Origin of the sequence: Caballeronia novacaledonica (genome assembly GCF_900258035.1) — a bacterium.
In the GTDB taxonomy this organism is placed as follows: Bacteria; Pseudomonadota; Gammaproteobacteria; order Burkholderiales; family Burkholderiaceae; genus Caballeronia; species Caballeronia novacaledonica.
Window position 1 is genome coordinate 437458 of record NZ_OGTP01000001.1, and the last position, 16452, is coordinate 453909.

Genomic DNA, 16452 nt, shown 5'->3' on the forward strand with positions numbered 1-16452 from the left:
GCCTGTTATTTCTGTGGCTCGTCGTGGGCGGTCGCGTCCGCGGGCGCGCATTTCTTGCCCGCGCCCTCGATCCACAGATTCGACGGATGACGCTGCCCCGGATAGAAGCGATACGTGGTCTCGCCGTTGTCGTAACGGACCTTGATGACGTTGGAATCGCCGAATTCGAGCATCACGCCTTGCGGGATGGCCGTCTGTTTGTATTGGGCGTCGTGCTTCTTCGCTTCGCCGGCGATGCATTGCACGATGCCGTTCACCTTGTTTTCCGTCGATGACTTTTCGACTTCCGGCTGTCCCGCGTCTTCGTTATGAAACTGGGCGCAAGCGGCGAAAAGCACAGGCAACGCGAGCGCCGCGGCGAGTTTTTTCATGGTCTTTCCCGTTTGATCTCTTCGTGCCGAACACGCCATTAGAGCACAAGCCCTTTACAGTCCGGTCAGGTTGGCGGGGCGGGCATGGTCGGTGCAGCAAGGCCCGCGCCCGCCTGCGTTCAGGCGTCGGGCGGAATGCCGAGCAGCGGCAGCGTCGCGCCGACGATGCCCGAGAACACCGGCCCCGCTACCGTGCCGCCGTAGTAGGTGCCGCCCGTGGGTTCGTCGATCATCACCGCGACGATCACGCGCGGATCGCTCATCGGTGCGATGCCGACGAACGACGCGCGGTACTTGTTCGCCGCATACGCGCGCCCGATCTGCTTGCGCGCCGTGCCGGTCTTGCCGCCGACACGATAGCCCTCGACCGCCGCCGCGCGCCCCGTGCCGTGGTCGCCGGTCGCGTTTTCGAGCATGTTGCGCACCGCTTGCGCGGTCGCGGGCTTCGTCACCTGCAAAGCGTCGCGGCGGGCTTCGTCGTGGATCAGCGTCGCCGGATGAAAGCGTCCGTCGCCGGCGTAGGCGGTATAGATCTGCGCGATCTGCAACAGCGAAAGCGACAGGCCGTAGCCGTAGGCCATGGTCGCCTGTTCGATCGGCTTCCAGCGCTCGGGCGCGCGCAGGCGGCCGGTCGCAGCGCCGGGAAAGGTCAGTTCGGGCGCGCGGCCGATGCCGTATTCGCGATACTTGTCCCAGATCGTCTGTGCCGGGAGTTGCAGCGCGAGCTTCGTGAGCGCGACGTTGCTGGACATCTGCACGGCCTCGGCTACGGTGATGACGCCGTGGTTCGACGTGTCGTGGATCACGTTCGGGCCGAGCTTGAACGTTCCCGGCGCCGTGTCGATACGCGTGTCCGGGCGCACCTTGCCCAGATCGATCGACAGCGCGGCGACGAGCGGCTTGATCGTCGAGCCGGGCTCGAAGGTGTCGGTGAGCGCGCGGTTGCGCAACTGCTCGCCGGTGAGGCGCGCGCGATCGTTCGGATCGAAGCTCGGATAGTTGGCGAGCGCGAGCACTTCGCCATTCTTCGCATCGAGCACGACGACGCTGCCCGCGCGCGCCTTGTGCTTCGCGATCGCCGCCTTCAGTTGCGAATGCGCGAGTTGCTGGATGCGCCGGTCGATCGTCAGTTGAATGGTCTCGCCGTTCTGCGGCATGGCCGGCTCGCCGATCTGCGAGACGACGCGCCCCAGCCGGTCGCGAATCACCTCGCGCTGGCCGGCTTCGCCCGTGAGACGCGTATCGGCGGCAAGCTCGACGCCTTCCTGCCCGTGATCCTCGTTATTGGTGAAGCCGACGATATGCGCCGCCGATTCCCCCTCGGGATAGAAGCGCTTCGTATCCGGCACGAGCGTGATGCCCGCGCGCCCGAGCGTCGCGATCCGCTCGGCCGTTTCCGCTTCCACCTGACGCCTGAGCAGGACGAACGCGCGATTCCCTTCGATGCGCCGCTGCAAGTCCTTCGGTGGCATGTCGAGCAGGCGCGCGATCTCGTTGCCGTGATCGCCGTCGAAGAGCCGGGGCGTCGCCCAGACTTCATACGTGGCGAGGCTCACGGCGAGCATCGCGCCATTGCGATCGACGATGCGCCCGCGCGTCGCCGAAAGCGCCAGCGTGCGCTGATAGCGCTTCTGGCCTTCGCCGATATAGAACTCGTGGTCGATGACCTGCACCCACAGCGCGCGGCCCGCGAGCGACAGGAACGCCACCGTCACGCCGATGAGAACGAGGCGCGAGCGCCATGCGGGCAGCGGGTTCACGAGCACCGTGCTGCGGTGATGCGTCTGGAAATCGCGGCCGCCGCGCGTCTTCTTCTTGAACATCGTGGTCCTGTGGTTAAGCTGGGTTCAGGGCAGGCGGGCGAGGGCGGCGTCGAGACCGGCGTTATCCGGCAGACGAATGCCGAGCTCGTTTTCGAGCGCGCGGCGCAAGTCGGCCACGCTATCGAGCTCGCGATGTCCGGTGCCTTCGCGTTCATCGTGCGTAGACAAGCTCCGGTTGAAGAGGCCGATGCGTTTGCCCGGCGCGAGGCGAGCCGCCAGCAGGTTGTGCAGGAAGATCGACTGCGGGTACGTGGACACGAAATGGTTCGACATCGCGTAGTCGGCGTCATACTGCGGATCGAGATCGAAGCGATAGACGCGCGTCCATGCGCCGTTCACGAGCGCCTGCAGGACATACGCATGCGGTTCGCCGCCGGCATCGTCGAGGCGGAAGGCGCCGTGCGGCGTGATCTGTTCGAGGCCGGTCTCAAGCGCGAGCGGCGCGGACAGCGTCATGCCGCCGAAACCGACATCGGTGAGGAAGGTGCCTTCGTCGAGATCGGCGAGCAGCAGCATGTGCGTGCGCGCCGGCATCTCGGGCGCGTCGCGGCCCCAGAGCACGCGGCCCGCGAAACTGCGCACGCGAAATCCCAGCGTCTGCAGTACGCTGCGAAACAGCAGGTTATGCTCGTAGCAATAGCCGCCGCGCCGGTTTTCGACGAGCTTGCGCTGGACCGATGCCAGATCGAGCCTGACCGGATTGCCGATCAGCACGTCGAGGTTTTCGAAAGGAATGGCCTGGGGATGGAGCAGATGCAGCGTGCGCAATGTGTCGAGCGTCGGCGCGGGCCGCGCCGGTCCTGAAAAACCGATGCGTTCGAAGTACGCGGCAAGGTCGATGGCAGTGTCGTGTGCGTTCATGTGGAGTCCAGGCCTCGGGTCGGCTTCGATGTCGCAAGGTCGGCGAGCGCGGTCGCAAGCGCGCATATTTTACGACACGAAAGGTTAAAAATTACAATAAGCATACGTTTTTTGGTGCGCGGGTTCGGAGTGCGTCATCGAAATGAACTGTGCCGCATCGATGCAGGTCTTTCCAGGTTCAAGCGCAACTGACAAGGGTCGATACGCCATGCCGAAAGAATCGAACGAAGCGAATCAATCGAACGAAGCGAAACCCGCGAACCCGGCGAGTGAGACGTGCGCCGGCAAGCATCCCGCGCCACCCTGCACGCTCGTGATCTTCGGAGCCGGCGGCGACCTCACCAAGCGTCTCCTGATGCCGTCGCTCTACAACCTGTCCGCCGACAAGCTGCTCGACGACGGCATGGAAATCATCGGCGTGAATCACGGCGAGCGCGAAACCTCCGAATGGCGCGACGAGCTCACGCAGTCGCTGCGCAGCTTCGCCGCCGACAAGGCTGCCACGTTTCACACGTCGCAGTTGAACGAGGAGGCGTGGAACTGGGTCGTCGGACGGCTCGAATACTTTGCGGGCGAGTTCGAGGAAGACGAAACCTTCGCGCGGCTCAAGGCGCGGCTCGCGAAAGCGAAGTCCGGCAACATCGTGTTCTATCTCGCGGTGGGCGCGCGTTTTTTCCAGCCGATCATCGAGCATCTGGGCGCGGCGGGCCTGCTCGAAGAGAAGGACGGCAACTTCAGGCGGCTCGTCGTCGAGAAGCCGTTCGGGACGGATCTCGCGTCGGCGCAGGCGCTCAACGCCTGCATCCTCAACTTTGCGAGCGAGTCGCAGGTGTATCGCATCGACCATTTTCTCGGCAAGGACACGGTGCAGAGCATTCTCGCCGTGCGCTTCGCCAACGCGATGTTCGAACCGATCTGGCGGCGCGAATACATCGACAACGTGCAGATCACGGCGGCCGAGACGATCGGCGTGGAAGGGCGCGGCAAGTTCTACGAGCAGACGGGCGCGTTTCGCGACATGCTGCCGAACCATCTCTTCCAGTTGCTCGGCATGGTGGCGATGGAGCCGCCCAACTCCTTCGATGCCGAATCCGTGCGTGACCGCAAAGCCGAAATCTTCGATGCAATCCGGCCGCTCACCGCGAACGACGTCGTGCTCGGCCAATACGAAGCCGGACCGGCGGGGCCGGGCTACAAGGAAGAGCCCGGCGTCGCGAAGGACAGCCGCACCGAAACCTATGCGGCCGCGCGCGTCTATGTCGAGAACTGGCGCTGGGCGGGCGTGCCGTTCTATCTGCGCACCGGCAAGCGGCTGACCGAACGGCGCACGGAGATTTCGGTGCAACTGAAGGCCGTGCCGTTCCTGCTATTCCGCGACACGCCCGTCGATGCGCTCACGCCGAACGTGTTCACGCTGCGCATCGATCCGGCGCACGGCACGACGTTCGATTTCAACGTGAAAGTGCCGGGACCGGTGATGCAGATCGGCAAGGTGCGCTCGGCCTTCAGCTACGCGGACTTCTTCGCGGAGCGGGCGAATGTCGGCTACGAGACGCTGCTCTACGACTGCATGCTCGGCGACGCCACGCTCTTTCAGCGCGCCGACAGTATCGAGACGGCGTGGGCGGCGGTGGATCGCGTGCTGCATCCGGACAGCCCGCTCGCCGTGCACAACTATGCGGCGGGCAGCGCGGGACCGGCCCAGTCGGATCAATTGCTGGCGCAGGACGGCCGCACGTGGCGCGCGCTGACCGATACGCGCAAGAAGGACTGAACTCATCCAACGACAACGCAAACCATAAGGACAACGAGCGTGAGCACTGAATCGAAAGCCAAGCAGAAGACGCATGTCTCAGCGGACAAACTCGCGATCAAGGCCGAACGGATTCTCGCGATCGATATCGGCGGGACCGGTCTGAAGGCGGCCGTCATCTCCGAAGATGGCGAGATGAAGAGCGATCGCGTGCGCGTGGCGACGCCGCATCCGGCGAAGCCCGACGTGGTCGTCGAGACGCTCATCGAACTGGTCGCGCCGATCGTCGCGGAGCCGCCGACGCATATTTCCATCGGCTTTCCGGGCGTCGTGCGCGACAACGTCGTGCTGACCGCGCCGAATCTCGGCACGCCGGCCTGGCGCGGCACACCGCTCGCGCAACTGCTTTCCGATCGTCTCGGCGGCATGCCGGCGCGCATGATCAACGATGCCGAAATGCAGGGGCTCGCGGCGATCGAAGGACACGGCATCGAAATGGTGCTGACGCTCGGCACCGGCGCGGGCACCGCGCTCTTTCGCGACGGCGAACTGATGCCGCATCTGGAGCTCGCGCATCATCCGGTCGCGAAGGACAAGACTTATGACGAATATATCGGCAACGCGGCGCGCGAGAAGGCGGGCAAGAAACGCTGGAGCCGGCGCGTGGAGAAGATCATCGAGATCCTTGCGACGCTCGTGAATTACGACCGGCTCTGGATCGGCGGCGGCAACGCGGCGCACGTCAAGTTCAAGCTGCCGGATAACGTGGCGATCGTGTCGAACGCGGCGGGCATCGAAGGCGGCGCGCGGCTGTGGCATCCGCGCTCGGTGCGCGAGACGCGGCAGTTGCCGCACTTCAATCAGCGTGAAGGGGTGCAGTGATGAACGCTCAAGGCAAATACGGCCTCCACAGCGCGACCGGCGACGCCGATGCGGCCTTCGAAGCGCTCGCCAAAGCGGAGCTCGTCGTCACCGACTGCGACGGCACGCTGCTCTACACCGACAAGGCGCTCGGCCAGCCCGCGATAGACGCCGTGCGCCGCCTGCGGGAAGCCGGCGTGCGCTTCACGGTCGCCAGCAGCCGGCCGGGCAAGGGCATGCGGCACATCGTGGAGGCGCTGTCGGTCGACATGCCTTATGCGTCGTACAACGGCGGCAGTCTCGTGAGGCCGGGCACGTGGGAAGTGCTGTCGTCGCACAAGCTGCCGCGCGATGTCGTGCAGACCACGCTCGAAGCGCTCACCGCCGCGAATATCGACGCGTGGGTGTTCATCGACGACGCATGGTATCTGACGCATCCCGAAGGCACCTACGTGCCGCTCGAAACGCGCACGGTCGGCTATGAGGGCGTGCGCGTCGCGCGTTTCGACGATGTCGATCTCGGCGCGGTCGACAAGATCGTCGGCTCGACTGCCGACACGGCGCTGCTCGCGCGCGTGGAAAGCGATCTGCAGCGGCAACTGGAAGGCCGCGGCCATGCGGCGCGCTCGCAGACGTACTACCTCGACATCACGAGCCTGGAAGCGAACAAGGGCACGGCGGTGCGCGAACTCGCGCAACTCGCCGGCGTGCCGCTCGAACGCGTGGCCGTGCTCGGCGACATGGGCAACGACATGGCGATGTTCGAGATCGCGGGCGTATCGATCGCGATGGGGCAGGCATCCGACACCGTGCAGCGTCGCGCGAGCCTGGTCTCGAAGAGCAACGACGAGGACGGCTTCGCGATCGGCGTCGACGCGCTGCTGGCGGCGCGCGGCGCGGCTTGAAGGCTTGCGGGAAGGGGCATCGACGCGTCGCGCAGCCTTGAACGGCCAGGCGCGGGGCACGCGGCCGCGTCGAAGTACAGGTGATCCGCGGATGGTTCAAAAGCGTGCGCGGCGGATCAGGCTCACGCTCGTTGCGGATGAATCAGATGAAACGGTGAAGCATCAACGACGGCGCATCGGTGCGCGCGGGGCGCCGCCGCCTGCACGCTCGTCCTTGTGACGGAAGTTGATGCGGCCCTTCGTCAGGTCGTACACCGACAGTTCCAGCGTCACGCGGTCGCCGGCCAGAATGCGGATGTGATTCTTGCGCATGCGGCCCGAGGCGTACGCGCCGACGACAACGCCGTTGTCCAGCGTCACGCGATAGCGGCTGTCGGGAAGCACTTCGTCAACGATGCCGTCGAGTTCGATGAGTTCTTCTTTCGCCATATGGGGCTCCTGTGGTCATTAAATTGTAGGTGCTGCCGCGCATCCTGCGGGACGCGCATTAAACGCCGATGAAGTGTCGGGCGGCGCTGCCCACGGGCGGCGTCGCGACGAAACGAAAGAGGCGAGCAAAGCGTGGCCTGGCACGTCCGGCACGATCAAACGTGCGACCGGAGCGCGCCGCGTCTCGATTTCAGGCTCATTGTGAGCTTGACGGCATAGGCCGGACAACCGGGCAAACCGCGATGGCGGCGCGCCGTGGCCGGCATGACCGGGACGGCGACATCGGCGAACAGCAGTGCCGACGTGCGGGTGTGAAACGAAAAGCGATGAAAGTGCGACGTGCGTTCACGTCATGTAAGGTCGATTGGCCGGTTTGCAAGGCCAGCCCCACATTCTCGCGCAAATCGCTTGATTAGACAATGAATTTCGCCTGAAGGTTCCTGAAAGACGCGCTTTCGCTACAGCCAGCCGGCCTTCTTGAATCGCCAGTAGAGCACGAGGTCCACCAGCAGCATGACGGCGAGACACGTCGGATAGCCGTAGATCCAGTCGAGTTCCGGAATCGACTTGAAGTTCATGCCGTAGATGCCGGCGATCATCGTCGGTACGGCGAAGAGGGCCGCGAACGAGCCGAGGCGCTTGGTCACTTCGCTTTCCGCAAGGGCGATCAGGCCGAGGTTCACCTGAATCGCCGTGACGATCATTTCGCGGCGCCCTTCGATGGTCTTCACGATGCGCAGCAGGTGGTCGTACACGTCGCGGAAATATTCCTGCATGCCCGAGCAGACGCCCGGCGAACGCCCGCCATACAGTTTGCTGACGGCTTCGAGCAGCGGCGCCGTGTGATGCTGCAGAATCGTCATGCGACGCTTGAGCGAGTACAGATCCTCGATGATCTCGCGCGATTCCACCGAACCCTTCTGTTCGAAGATGCGCTCTTCGACTTCGTCGACTTCCGCGCCGAGCGTTTCCAGCACGGGAAAATAACGATCGACGACGGCGTCGAGCAGCGCGTACATCACGAAGGCCGGCCCGTGCTTGAGCAGATGCGGCTCGCGCTCGCAGCGCTTGCGCACTTCCTGAAAGCCTTGCGTCGTCCGATTGCGCACCGAGAGCACGTAGTTCTTGCCGACGAACACGTTCATTTCGCCGACCAGCACTTCGCCTTCTTCATCGAACTCGACCGTGTGGAAGACCGCGAATAGCGAATCGCCGTATTCCTCGATCTTCGGCCGCTGATGACCGTGCTGCGCATCTTCGACCGCCAGCTCGTGCAGACCGAACTGGTGCGTCATGTGCGCGAGCTCGCCGGGGCCGGGCTCCTTCAATGCAACCCAAATGAAAGAGTCGGGCATATCGCGATAAGCGTTGATATCGTCGATATTGACGTCCGCGAGTTTTCGGCCGTTTTGATAAGCCGCGCAATTGACCAGCATGGGGCGCCCTTATAGTTATTTCGATGTCACCGGCCACGCGTCGATGGGCGCTCGAAGTCGCGTGATTCGCGCGGGGCGCGAGCGCGTGGCCTCCATCCATTGAATCTTAGCTGGACATGCGCGCTGTTGCCAACGAGCGCCGAACCTGCGGCGCTCGTTGCCTGGCGTCAGTTGGCGTCGAATTCGACGGCATATCCCGGCGGCGCGGGCAGCGTCGGAACAGACGTGGACTGCGAATCGAACTTGGTGAGCTTGCCCTCGACGGTCGCACCGATATCCATGCGCAGCTTCTGATAATAGATGTTGCCAAGAACGCGCGCGTTGGACTGAAGTTCGACGAAATGCGCGACGGTGACGTCGCCCGTCACGGAGCCGTTGATGATGACGTCGTAGGCGCTCACGTTGCCGCGAATCGCGCCCTGATCGCTCACGACGAGCAGCGTCTCTTCGCCGGGGCGGCCGTTCACGTTGCCCGTGACCTGACCATCCATGCGCAGGCCCTCGCTGAATTCGAGATCGCCCGAGATGTGAACGTTATGCGCGACGAGCGTCGCGAGCTTGGCCATCTTGACGCCGTTTGAATCCTTCTTCGATGAAAACATGTCGAGTCCTTGCGATGCGGTAAAGAGTTGCACGAAGCGAGCGCGTCACGCGTGCCGCTCAGTCGGGTTTGTGCTGTTTTTTAAGGAAAGCGAGATCGGTCTGCAGGCGCTGGATCTCGACTGTGCCATCGGTCACGCGTTGCTCCAGCGCTGCGCGCGTCGCCGTTTCCTGTTCGAGCGCGAGTTGCGCGTGCGCGAGCTGATCGCGCAGCGTCTGCTCGGAGGCGGGCGGCGCGCAGAGCGTGTCCAGCTTGCGCGCGTCCTCGTTCGAACGCTTGAGCGCGTAGCCCGCGGCGGCGAGCGCCGCGATCGCGCACGTCGCTGCGATCAGGCCGATCCAGATGCCCGCGCCGCGCTTGGGCGTGAGCGAATAGGACTGGCGAGTGAGTTGCAGCGACAGCCGCTTCGAATCAACTTTGCGCATTCGGCTTGCGCCTGAAGAGCGCGAGATAGGGAAACGGATTGATCTGCGCGCCGTCGACGATGACTTCGAAATGCAGATGCGGGCCCGTGGAGCGCCCGGTCGAGCCGACTTCCGCGACTTCCTGTCCGGGCATCACGTAGTCGCCGGCTTTCACGAGGACGCGCGACGCATGTCCGTAGCGCGTCACCATGCCGTCGGCGTGACGGATATCGACCGCGTTGCCGTAGCCGCCGTGTTCGCCCGCCTGCACGACGCGTCCGCCTGCGCTCGCGAGAATCGGCGTGCCCGTCGGCGCGACGAGATCGACACCCGGATGAAAGCTCAGATGCGCCGTGAACGGATCGATACGATTGCCGTAAGGCGAGCCGCTGCGCGCGCCGGGCGCCGGATCGCGGCCGGGAAACGCCATGTACGAGGCATAGTGCGCGAGCGTTTGCGTCTGCAGTTGCGAAATTGCCTCGTTCAGGCAATCGACGGTGCGCTGCGCGCTCTTCAGACGCTGGCGCGGCGTGCCGGACGCCCCGCGGCCGGTGCCGCACAGGCGCGGCGCCAGGTCCGGGCCGCCGGCGCCGTCGAGCGACGATGCCGGCCCTTCGCTGTCGGGCAGCGGCGGCACATCGTGCACGCCGGTCGTGTTGCCCGGGCCGTGCGCGGCCTTCAGATGCGCGTCGAAATCGTGCAGTTCGTTCACTTGCGCCGAAAGCCCTTCGACACGCGGCGCGAGTTCGATCAGCGCGGCATTGATGCGGCCGAGCGCTTCGATCTCGTACGAACGGCGCGACATCAGCGCCTGCTCTTCGCCGAGATGGCTGCGGGCGAACAACGTGCCGATCGCGATGCCGAGCGCCAGCGCGGCGATCAGAAGCGTGATCGCGCCGATGATGGCGATGGCGCGCGCGGTTCGTGCCTCGACGAAGCGTATGCGCTGGCGGGACATGGTCCGCCGTGACCAGATGACGAAAGCCATCAGCGCGCGTGGCAGCCCTTACGGCCGGCGGAAGAGAGAATAATCAAGGGGATGGAGTGCGCCGCGATTCTCACGGCAAAAAACGAAAAGACTGGCCGGCGATTATGCCCGACTCGATGCGTCAAATGACGGTTCGAGAGGATATCGAAGCAAAATTACACGAATTCCATTGAGTCAAATTTTGTGTCGCTTGGACGCGAGTAGATGGGTACCACGTTCGACTTGATCTCGCTGTCAAAAACCGTGACTCGATCAGGATGACTGGACGTCGACCCACGCCATCTGCGTGCCGTCGCCCATCAGGAAAGCGCGGTTCGCTTCGGCGGCCGCCCGCAGATAGTCCCACACGGCCGTGATGCGCTTGAGCTTGCGCAGGTCTTCGCGGCACGACAGATAGAAGGCGCGCGTCACGACTATTTCGTCCGGCAGCACCGGCACGAAGCGCGGATCGGGCGAGGTCATGAAGCACGGCAGGATTGCGAGCGCGCGGCCCTGCAGCGCCGCGAAGTATTGCGCGATCGCGCTCGTGCTGCGCCAGCGCGACACCGCGCCCGGCACCGCGCGTTCGAGATACAGCAGTTCGTAACTGAACGCGAGGTCGTCGATATAGCTCGCGAAGCGATGATGCCGCAGATCGTCGGTCGTGCGGATCGGCTCGTGCGCGTTCAGATATTCGGCGGTCGCGTAGAGCTTGAGGCGGTATTCGCAGAGCTTCGTATAGACGTACTGGCCCTGCTCGGGGCGCTCCAGCGTCACGGCGATGTCCGCCTCGCGCTTCGACAGGCTCACGAAATGCGGCACCGGCAACAGATCGATGGAAATGTTCGGATGCGCGTCCTGAAAGCGCGCCAGTTGCGGCGCGAGAAAAAAGCAGCCGAAGCCTTCCGTCGAGCCGACGCGCACATGTCCCGACAGCGCGTGGCCCGTATTGGCGATCTGCTCGGTGGCGGACTGCACCGTCGTCTCGATCGAATCGACGAAACCGAGCAGGCGCTGGCCTTCGGCGGTCAGAATGAATCCGCCGCTGCGCGACTTGTCGAACAGCAGGGTGCCGAGCGCGTCTTCGAGCGCGCGCACGCGCCGCGCGACCGTCGTGTAGTCGACGCCCAGGCGCTTCGCCGCGCCGCTCGCGCGCTGCGTGCGGGCAACTTCGAGAAAAAAGCGCAGATCGTCCCAGTTGAGCCGGGAGAGGTCGAGCTTGCCGGTTTGCATGGCCTTTTTTTGCATATCGATCGGGTGTTTTTATAGTGCCATGATGGACTTTTGCATAACTATACTCAAGGAAACGAGCGTGCAGCAGTGCAGGCCGATTTCATATAAACGGAGACGACATGCCTTTTCCCTTCGGCGCCGCCAAGGCGTCCCGTCCGCGCGTCTTCGCCTTTCCTCCCAACCCCGCGTTTGAAACTTTCCCGACAAGGAGTGACTCGTGAATATCGCTGCTGAACATCCGGCGCAGAATGCATCCGTCCGTACGGCCAAGCTGCTCATCGACGGCCAGTTCGTCGATTCGAAGACGACGGAATGGCGCGACATCGTCAATCCCGCGACGCAGGAAGTGGTCGGCTGCGTGCCCTTCGCGACGATGGACGAAGTGAACGCCGCCGTCGCCGCCGCGCAGAAGGCGTTTCAGACGTGGCGCACGACGCCGCTCGGCGTGCGCATGCGTCTGATGCTGAAGTTCCAGGACCTCGTGCGCCAGAACCAGAAGCGCATTGCGCGGACGCTCACGGCCGAGCAGGGCAAGACGCTCGCCGATGCCGAGGGCGACATCTTTCGCGGCCTCGAAGTCGTCGAGCATGCTTGTTCGATCAGCACCCTGCAGCAAGGCGAATTCTCCGAAAACGTCGCGGGCGGTGTCGATACCTACACGCTGCGCCAGCCGATCGGCGTCTGCGCGGGCATCACGCCGTTCAACTTCCCCGCGATGATCCCGCTGTGGATGTTCCCGATGGCGATCGTCTGCGGCAACACCTTCGTGCTGAAACCGTCGGAGCAAGATCCGCTTTCGACCATGGAACTCGTCGAACTGGCGATCGAAGCCGGCGTGCCGGCGGGCGTGCTCAACGTCGTGCATGGCGGCAAGGAAGTCGTCGATGCGATCTGCACGCATCCCGACATCAAGGCGATCTCGTTCGTCGGCTCGACGGCCGTCGGCACGCACGTCTACAACCTCGCGAGCCAGCACGGCAAGCGCGTGCAGTCGATGATGGGCGCGAAGAATCACGCCGTCGTGCTGCCCGACGCGAACAAGGAACAGACGCTCAACGCGCTCGCGGGCGCGGGTTTCGGCGCGGCGGGCCAGCGCTGCATGGCGACGTCGGTGGCGGTGTTCGTCGGGGCGTCGAAGGACTGGGTGCCGGAACTCGTCGAGCGCGCGAAGACGCTCAAGGTCAACGCGGGCATCGAGCCGAATACGGATGTCGGCCCGGTCGTTTCGAAGGCGGCGAAGGAGCGCATTCTCGGGCTGATCGGCAAGGGCGTGGACGAGGGTGCGACGCTCGCGCTCGACGGCCGCGAGATCGACGTGAAGGGCTACGAGAGCGGCAACTTCATCGGTCCGACGATCTTCACGAAGGTCGGCACGGACATGTCGATCTACAAGACCGAGATCTTCGGCCCGGTGCTGTGCGTGGTCGAAGCCGACACGCTCGATGACGCGATCGCGCTCGTCAACCGCAATCCGATGGGCAACGGCGTCGGCCTCTTCACGCAGAGCGGCGCGGCGGCGCGCAAGTTCCAGAGCGAGATCGATATCGGCCAGGTGGGCATCAACATTCCGATTCCGGTGCCGGTGCCGGCGTTCAGCTTCACGGGCTCGCGCGGCTCGAAGCTCGGCGATCTCGGGCCGTACGGCAAGCAGGTCGTGCAGTTCTACACGCAGACGAAGACGGTCACCGCGCGCTGGTTCGACGACGCCACCGTGAACGACGGCGTCAACACGACCATCTCGCTGCGCTGAGGGAGCGTTCTCATGCAAATCGGCTTCGTTGGTTTGGGTCACATGGGCGGTCCGATGGCCGCCAATCTCCTGAAGGCCGGGCACACCCTGACGGCGTTCGATCTCGTGCCCGAGGCGCTCGACGCGGCGAAGGCGGCGGGGGCGACGCTGGCCGCATCGCCGCGCGCGGCGGCCGGGGGCGCGGAAGTCGTCATCACCATGCTTCCCGCGGCGCAGCATGTCAAAGCGGTCTATCTGAACGACGACGGCGTGCTCGCCGGTGTCGCGAAAGGCGTGCCGCTCGTCGACAGCAGCACGATCGATCCGGCCACCGCGAAACTCATCGGCGAAACGGCGGCGAAACAGGGCAATCCCTTCGCGGATGCGCCGGTTTCCGGCGGCGTCGTCGGCGCGCAAGCGGGCACGCTGACGTTCATGGTCGGCGCCGATGAAGCGCTCTTCGAAACGCTGCGTCCCGTCCTTTCCGGTATGGGCAAGAACATGGTGCGCTGCGGCGAAACGGGCACCGGTCAGATCGCGAAAATCTGCAATAACCTGCTGCTGGCGATTTCCATGATCGGCGTTGCGGAAGCGATGAAACTAGGCGAAACGCTCGGCATCGATCCGACGAAACTGGCGAGTATCGTCAATACATCGACTGGCCGTTGCTGGAGTTCGGATACGTGTAATCCCTATCCCGGCATTATCGAGACGGCGCCCGCTTCGCGCGGATATTTAGGCGGTTTCGGCGCGGATCTGATGCTGAAGGATCTGGGCCTTGCGGTCGATGCGGCGCGCGGCGCTAAGCAGCCCGTTTTCATGGGCGCGCTGGCACAACAGTTGTATCAGTCGATGAGCCAGCAAGGACTCGGCGGACTCGATTTTTCAGGCATTATCAAGCTGTACGCGAAGCAACAAAACGGCCAGTAGCGAATCAAACGAGTCATGAATTCGGCACGTACGCACGTGCCGAATTCAAACGTCTAAATAACTGCGTTGTTCAGTTGCACTGCACAATACATCGCGCAATCTCTTACTGGGCGTGATCATCGGGAATACGATGATTCGCTTTCCCAAAAATTGTCCTATTCTGAAAGCACGACGCCCGTCTGCCGTTCGGTCAGAACGCTCCGGTTGCGCCACGGTGCTGGTAGAACGCCCGTCATTTTCGGGCAATCAGATGAGGAGTACGCGATGCAAGTAACACGTCACTTAAATATGGAATTGCGGCACGCCACGGTGCCGACTTATGTAGCCAGCTATTTCTTCCCGTTGCTGCTATTGGCATACGAAGCCTGGCGAGTGGGTTCCTGGGTCGCGGTGAACGGCTTTAATTTCATGAACTTCAACTCGATGGGTTACGAGTTCGCGTTGATGATCGCCGTGTTCTGTATGCAGGTTATCGTGGAAATCGCGTTCCTCGCGGGGGCCGTTCTGACGAAGCACAAGGACGTCGGCCACCGGCTGGCGAATCTGTCGCTGGGTCTGTTCTGCTCGCTGGTGGTGCTGGGTTTCGATCTTGCACTGCAATATGGACTGAGCGGAAGTTAATCGCGGGCAGTGCCCGAATTTGATTCGGAAAACTAAGACGCCGGTTGCCCGCAACCGGCGTTTTTGTTTTATGAGCCTAGCAACCCGCTGCGCCCGGTAGCGCCGGCGGCGTCTCCGAACGTTCCTCGTAGCATTTTCGGTCCGCATCCTTCAGCGCGCTGCGCAAACCTTCTTCCACGACCGGATGATAGAAAGGCAGCTTGAGCGCCTCGTCGAGCGTCAGTTCCAGTTGCAGCGCCCACGCGAGCAAGTGCCCGAGATGTTCCATCGCCGGGCCGCAGCCTTGCGCGCCGCGCAGCTTGCCGGTTTTCGCGTCGGCGTAGACGTGCAGCAGGCCGCGATTCTGCCGCATCACGCGGCTTCTGCCCTGATTCTCGAACGATGCTTCGCCGGTCACCGTCATCTGCTTGTCGAGATCGTCGTATGACGCGCCGACGATCGCCACCTGCGGCTCGCTGAAGACGAGCGAGAAGGGCACCTTGCGCTTGACCCTCTGCACGTCGGGGAAGCGCGCGGCGTTGTCGCCGGCGAGCTTGCCTTCGTCGGCGGCGTCGTGAAGCCAGGGGCGCGTGCCGTCGCAATCGCCTGCTATGAAAACGGAACTTTCGCCGCATTGCATCGTGGTTTCGTCGAAGAGCGGCACGCCTTTTTCATTCAGTTCGATGCCCGCGTTTTCGAGCGCGAGCGATTTCAGATTGGGCTTGCGGCCCGTCGCGGCGAGTACGAGGTCGAAGCGCTCGACGTGCTTGTCGCCATCCGGCGTCGTGAAGCGCAGCGCAGGCATGCCGTCTTCGAGCGACATGTCGTCGAACTTCGCGTCGGGATCGAAATAGAACTCGTCGGCGAGCGCGGCGGTGAGTGCATCGCGCACGGGCTTGTCGGTGAGCGCCGCCACGTTGCCGCCCTTGCCGAACATGAAGATTTCGATGTCGAGGCGGGCGAGCGCCTGCCCGAGTTCCAGCGCGATCGGTCCCGCGCCGAACACCACGATGCGTTTGGGCAGCGTGCGCAGTTCGAAAAGATCGTCGCTCGTGATGAGCTTGTCGCCGAACACCTTCAGTTCGTCGGGCACGCTCGGCGCCGCGCCCGTCGCGATCACGATGCGCTTCGCCTCGACCCGCGTCTCGCCGCCTACGACGAGCCACGTCGGCGCTTCGAAGCGCGCCTCGCCGCGCAGCAGCACGCCGGCGGGCAGCGCATTCACTTCTTCGATCACGCTCTTGACGAAGTAATCGCGTTCGCGCCGCACGTAGTCGAGCACGTGCGCGTAGTTCGCGTCGAGCGCGTGCGTGCCTTCGATGCCGCGCGCGGCCAACGAATGCGCGTCGTGCAAGCCGTTCGCCGCCGCGAGCAGCAGCTTCGACGGCATGCAGCCGACGCGTGCGCACGTCGTGCCCAGCTCGCCGCTTTCGATCAGCACCGCGTTCGCGCCCGCGAGCCGCGCCGCGCGAAACGCGGCCAGGCCGGCCGTGCCCGCGCCGATCACGGCAACGTCCACCTTGAGTTCGTTCATTCCGCTCCCCGTGTT

16 protein-coding genes are annotated in these 16452 nt (G+C 63.9%); 6 read left to right on the forward strand and 10 right to left on the reverse strand.

What is annotated here, in order from left to right; genetic code table 11:
* Nucleotides 1–5: 5 nt before the first annotated feature.
* From NOV72_RS02005 to NOV72_RS02015, 3 genes are all read right to left on the reverse strand, one after another.
* Entirely contained in the window at nt 6–371 is a 366-nt protein-coding gene (locus NOV72_RS02005) for a hypothetical protein (RefSeq protein WP_106852887.1), read from the reverse strand.
* 119 nt (nt 372–490) lie between these two features.
* Nucleotides 491–2194: a peptidoglycan D,D-transpeptidase FtsI family protein gene (locus tag NOV72_RS02010; RefSeq protein WP_106852888.1), complete on the reverse strand. Its 1704-nt coding sequence runs from the start codon at nt 2192–2194 to the stop codon at nt 491–493.
* Nucleotides 2195–2218: 24 nt separating this feature from the next.
* A complete protein-coding gene (locus NOV72_RS02015) occupies nt 2219–3055 on the reverse strand; it encodes an arylamine N-acetyltransferase family protein (RefSeq protein ID WP_106852889.1) in 837 nt (278 codons plus the stop codon).
* A gap of 208 nt (nt 3056–3263) precedes the next feature.
* On the opposite strand from NOV72_RS02015, the gene zwf reads away from it, so the two are divergent.
* The 3 genes from zwf to NOV72_RS02030 are packed head-to-tail and all read left to right on the forward strand — an operon-like array spanning nt 3264 to nt 6574.
* Nucleotides 3264–4829 (forward strand): glucose-6-phosphate dehydrogenase, encoded by a 1566-nt coding sequence (gene zwf, locus NOV72_RS02020; protein ID WP_106852890.1) that lies wholly within the window; start codon nt 3264–3266, stop codon nt 4827–4829.
* 39 nt (nt 4830–4868) lie between these two features.
* The gene (locus NOV72_RS02025) at nt 4869–5690 is read left to right on the forward strand and encodes an ROK family protein (protein WP_425428698.1); all 822 of its coding nucleotides are present in this window, start codon (nt 4869–4871) and stop codon (nt 5688–5690) included.
* Complete coding sequence (locus tag NOV72_RS02030) at nt 5690–6574, forward strand: HAD family hydrolase (protein ID WP_106852891.1); 885 nt, start codon at nt 5690–5692, stop codon at nt 6572–6574. The genes NOV72_RS02025 and NOV72_RS02030 overlap by 1 nt, the downstream gene beginning before the upstream one ends.
* Nucleotides 6575–6736: 162 nt before the next feature.
* Here the strand turns inward: NOV72_RS02030 and infA are convergent, their stop codons facing one another.
* From infA to NOV72_RS02060, 6 genes are all read right to left on the reverse strand, one after another.
* Nucleotides 6737–7003, reverse strand: a complete 267-nt coding sequence (gene infA / locus NOV72_RS02035; protein ID WP_006999277.1) for a translation initiation factor IF-1 — start codon at nt 7001–7003, stop codon at nt 6737–6739.
* 458 nt (nt 7004–7461) lie between these two features.
* The gene (corA, locus tag NOV72_RS02040) at nt 7462–8439 is read right to left on the reverse strand and encodes a magnesium/cobalt transporter CorA (RefSeq protein WP_106852892.1); all 978 of its coding nucleotides are present in this window, start codon (nt 8437–8439) and stop codon (nt 7462–7464) included.
* Between the two features lie 167 nt (nt 8440–8606).
* Nucleotides 8607–9041 (reverse strand): bactofilin family protein, encoded by a 435-nt coding sequence (locus NOV72_RS02045; RefSeq protein WP_106852893.1) that lies wholly within the window; start codon nt 9039–9041, stop codon nt 8607–8609.
* A gap of 58 nt (nt 9042–9099) precedes the next feature.
* Nucleotides 9100–9465 (reverse strand): hypothetical protein, encoded by a 366-nt coding sequence (locus tag NOV72_RS02050; protein WP_106852894.1) that lies wholly within the window; start codon nt 9463–9465, stop codon nt 9100–9102.
* Nucleotides 9452–10402 (reverse strand): M23 family metallopeptidase, encoded by a 951-nt coding sequence (locus tag NOV72_RS02055; protein WP_106852895.1) that lies wholly within the window; start codon nt 10400–10402, stop codon nt 9452–9454. The genes NOV72_RS02050 and NOV72_RS02055 overlap by 14 nt, the downstream gene beginning before the upstream one ends.
* A 282-nt stretch (nt 10403–10684) precedes the next feature.
* Nucleotides 10685–11644 carry a LysR family transcriptional regulator gene (locus tag NOV72_RS02060; protein WP_245932855.1) on the reverse strand — a complete coding sequence of 320 codons (960 nt, stop codon included), beginning with the start codon at nt 11642–11644 and terminating at the stop codon, nt 10685–10687.
* A gap of 217 nt (nt 11645–11861) precedes the next feature.
* Between NOV72_RS02060 and NOV72_RS02065 the strand changes: the two genes are divergently transcribed.
* The 3 genes from NOV72_RS02065 to NOV72_RS02075 all read left to right on the forward strand — a co-directional run bounded on the left by NOV72_RS02065 (nt 11862) and on the right by NOV72_RS02075 (nt 14924).
* Nucleotides 11862–13394, forward strand: coding sequence for a CoA-acylating methylmalonate-semialdehyde dehydrogenase (locus tag NOV72_RS02065; RefSeq protein ID WP_106852897.1), 1533 nt, complete (start codon nt 11862–11864; stop codon nt 13392–13394).
* A 12-nt stretch (nt 13395–13406) separates the two neighbouring features.
* The gene (gene mmsB, locus NOV72_RS02070; protein ID WP_106852898.1) at nt 13407–14303 is read left to right on the forward strand and encodes a 3-hydroxyisobutyrate dehydrogenase; all 897 of its coding nucleotides are present in this window, start codon (nt 13407–13409) and stop codon (nt 14301–14303) included.
* A 264-nt stretch (nt 14304–14567) separates the two neighbouring features.
* On the forward strand, nt 14568–14924 hold the full coding sequence (locus tag NOV72_RS02075) for a hypothetical protein (RefSeq protein WP_035507454.1): 357 nt from the start codon (nt 14568–14570) through the stop codon (nt 14922–14924).
* 76 nt (nt 14925–15000) lie between these two features.
* On the opposite strand, the gene NOV72_RS02080 is transcribed toward NOV72_RS02075, so the two are convergent.
* Complete coding sequence (locus NOV72_RS02080; RefSeq protein WP_106852899.1) at nt 15001–16437, reverse strand: dihydrolipoyl dehydrogenase; 1437 nt, start codon at nt 16435–16437, stop codon at nt 15001–15003.
* Nucleotides 16438–16452: the final 15 nt, after the last annotated feature.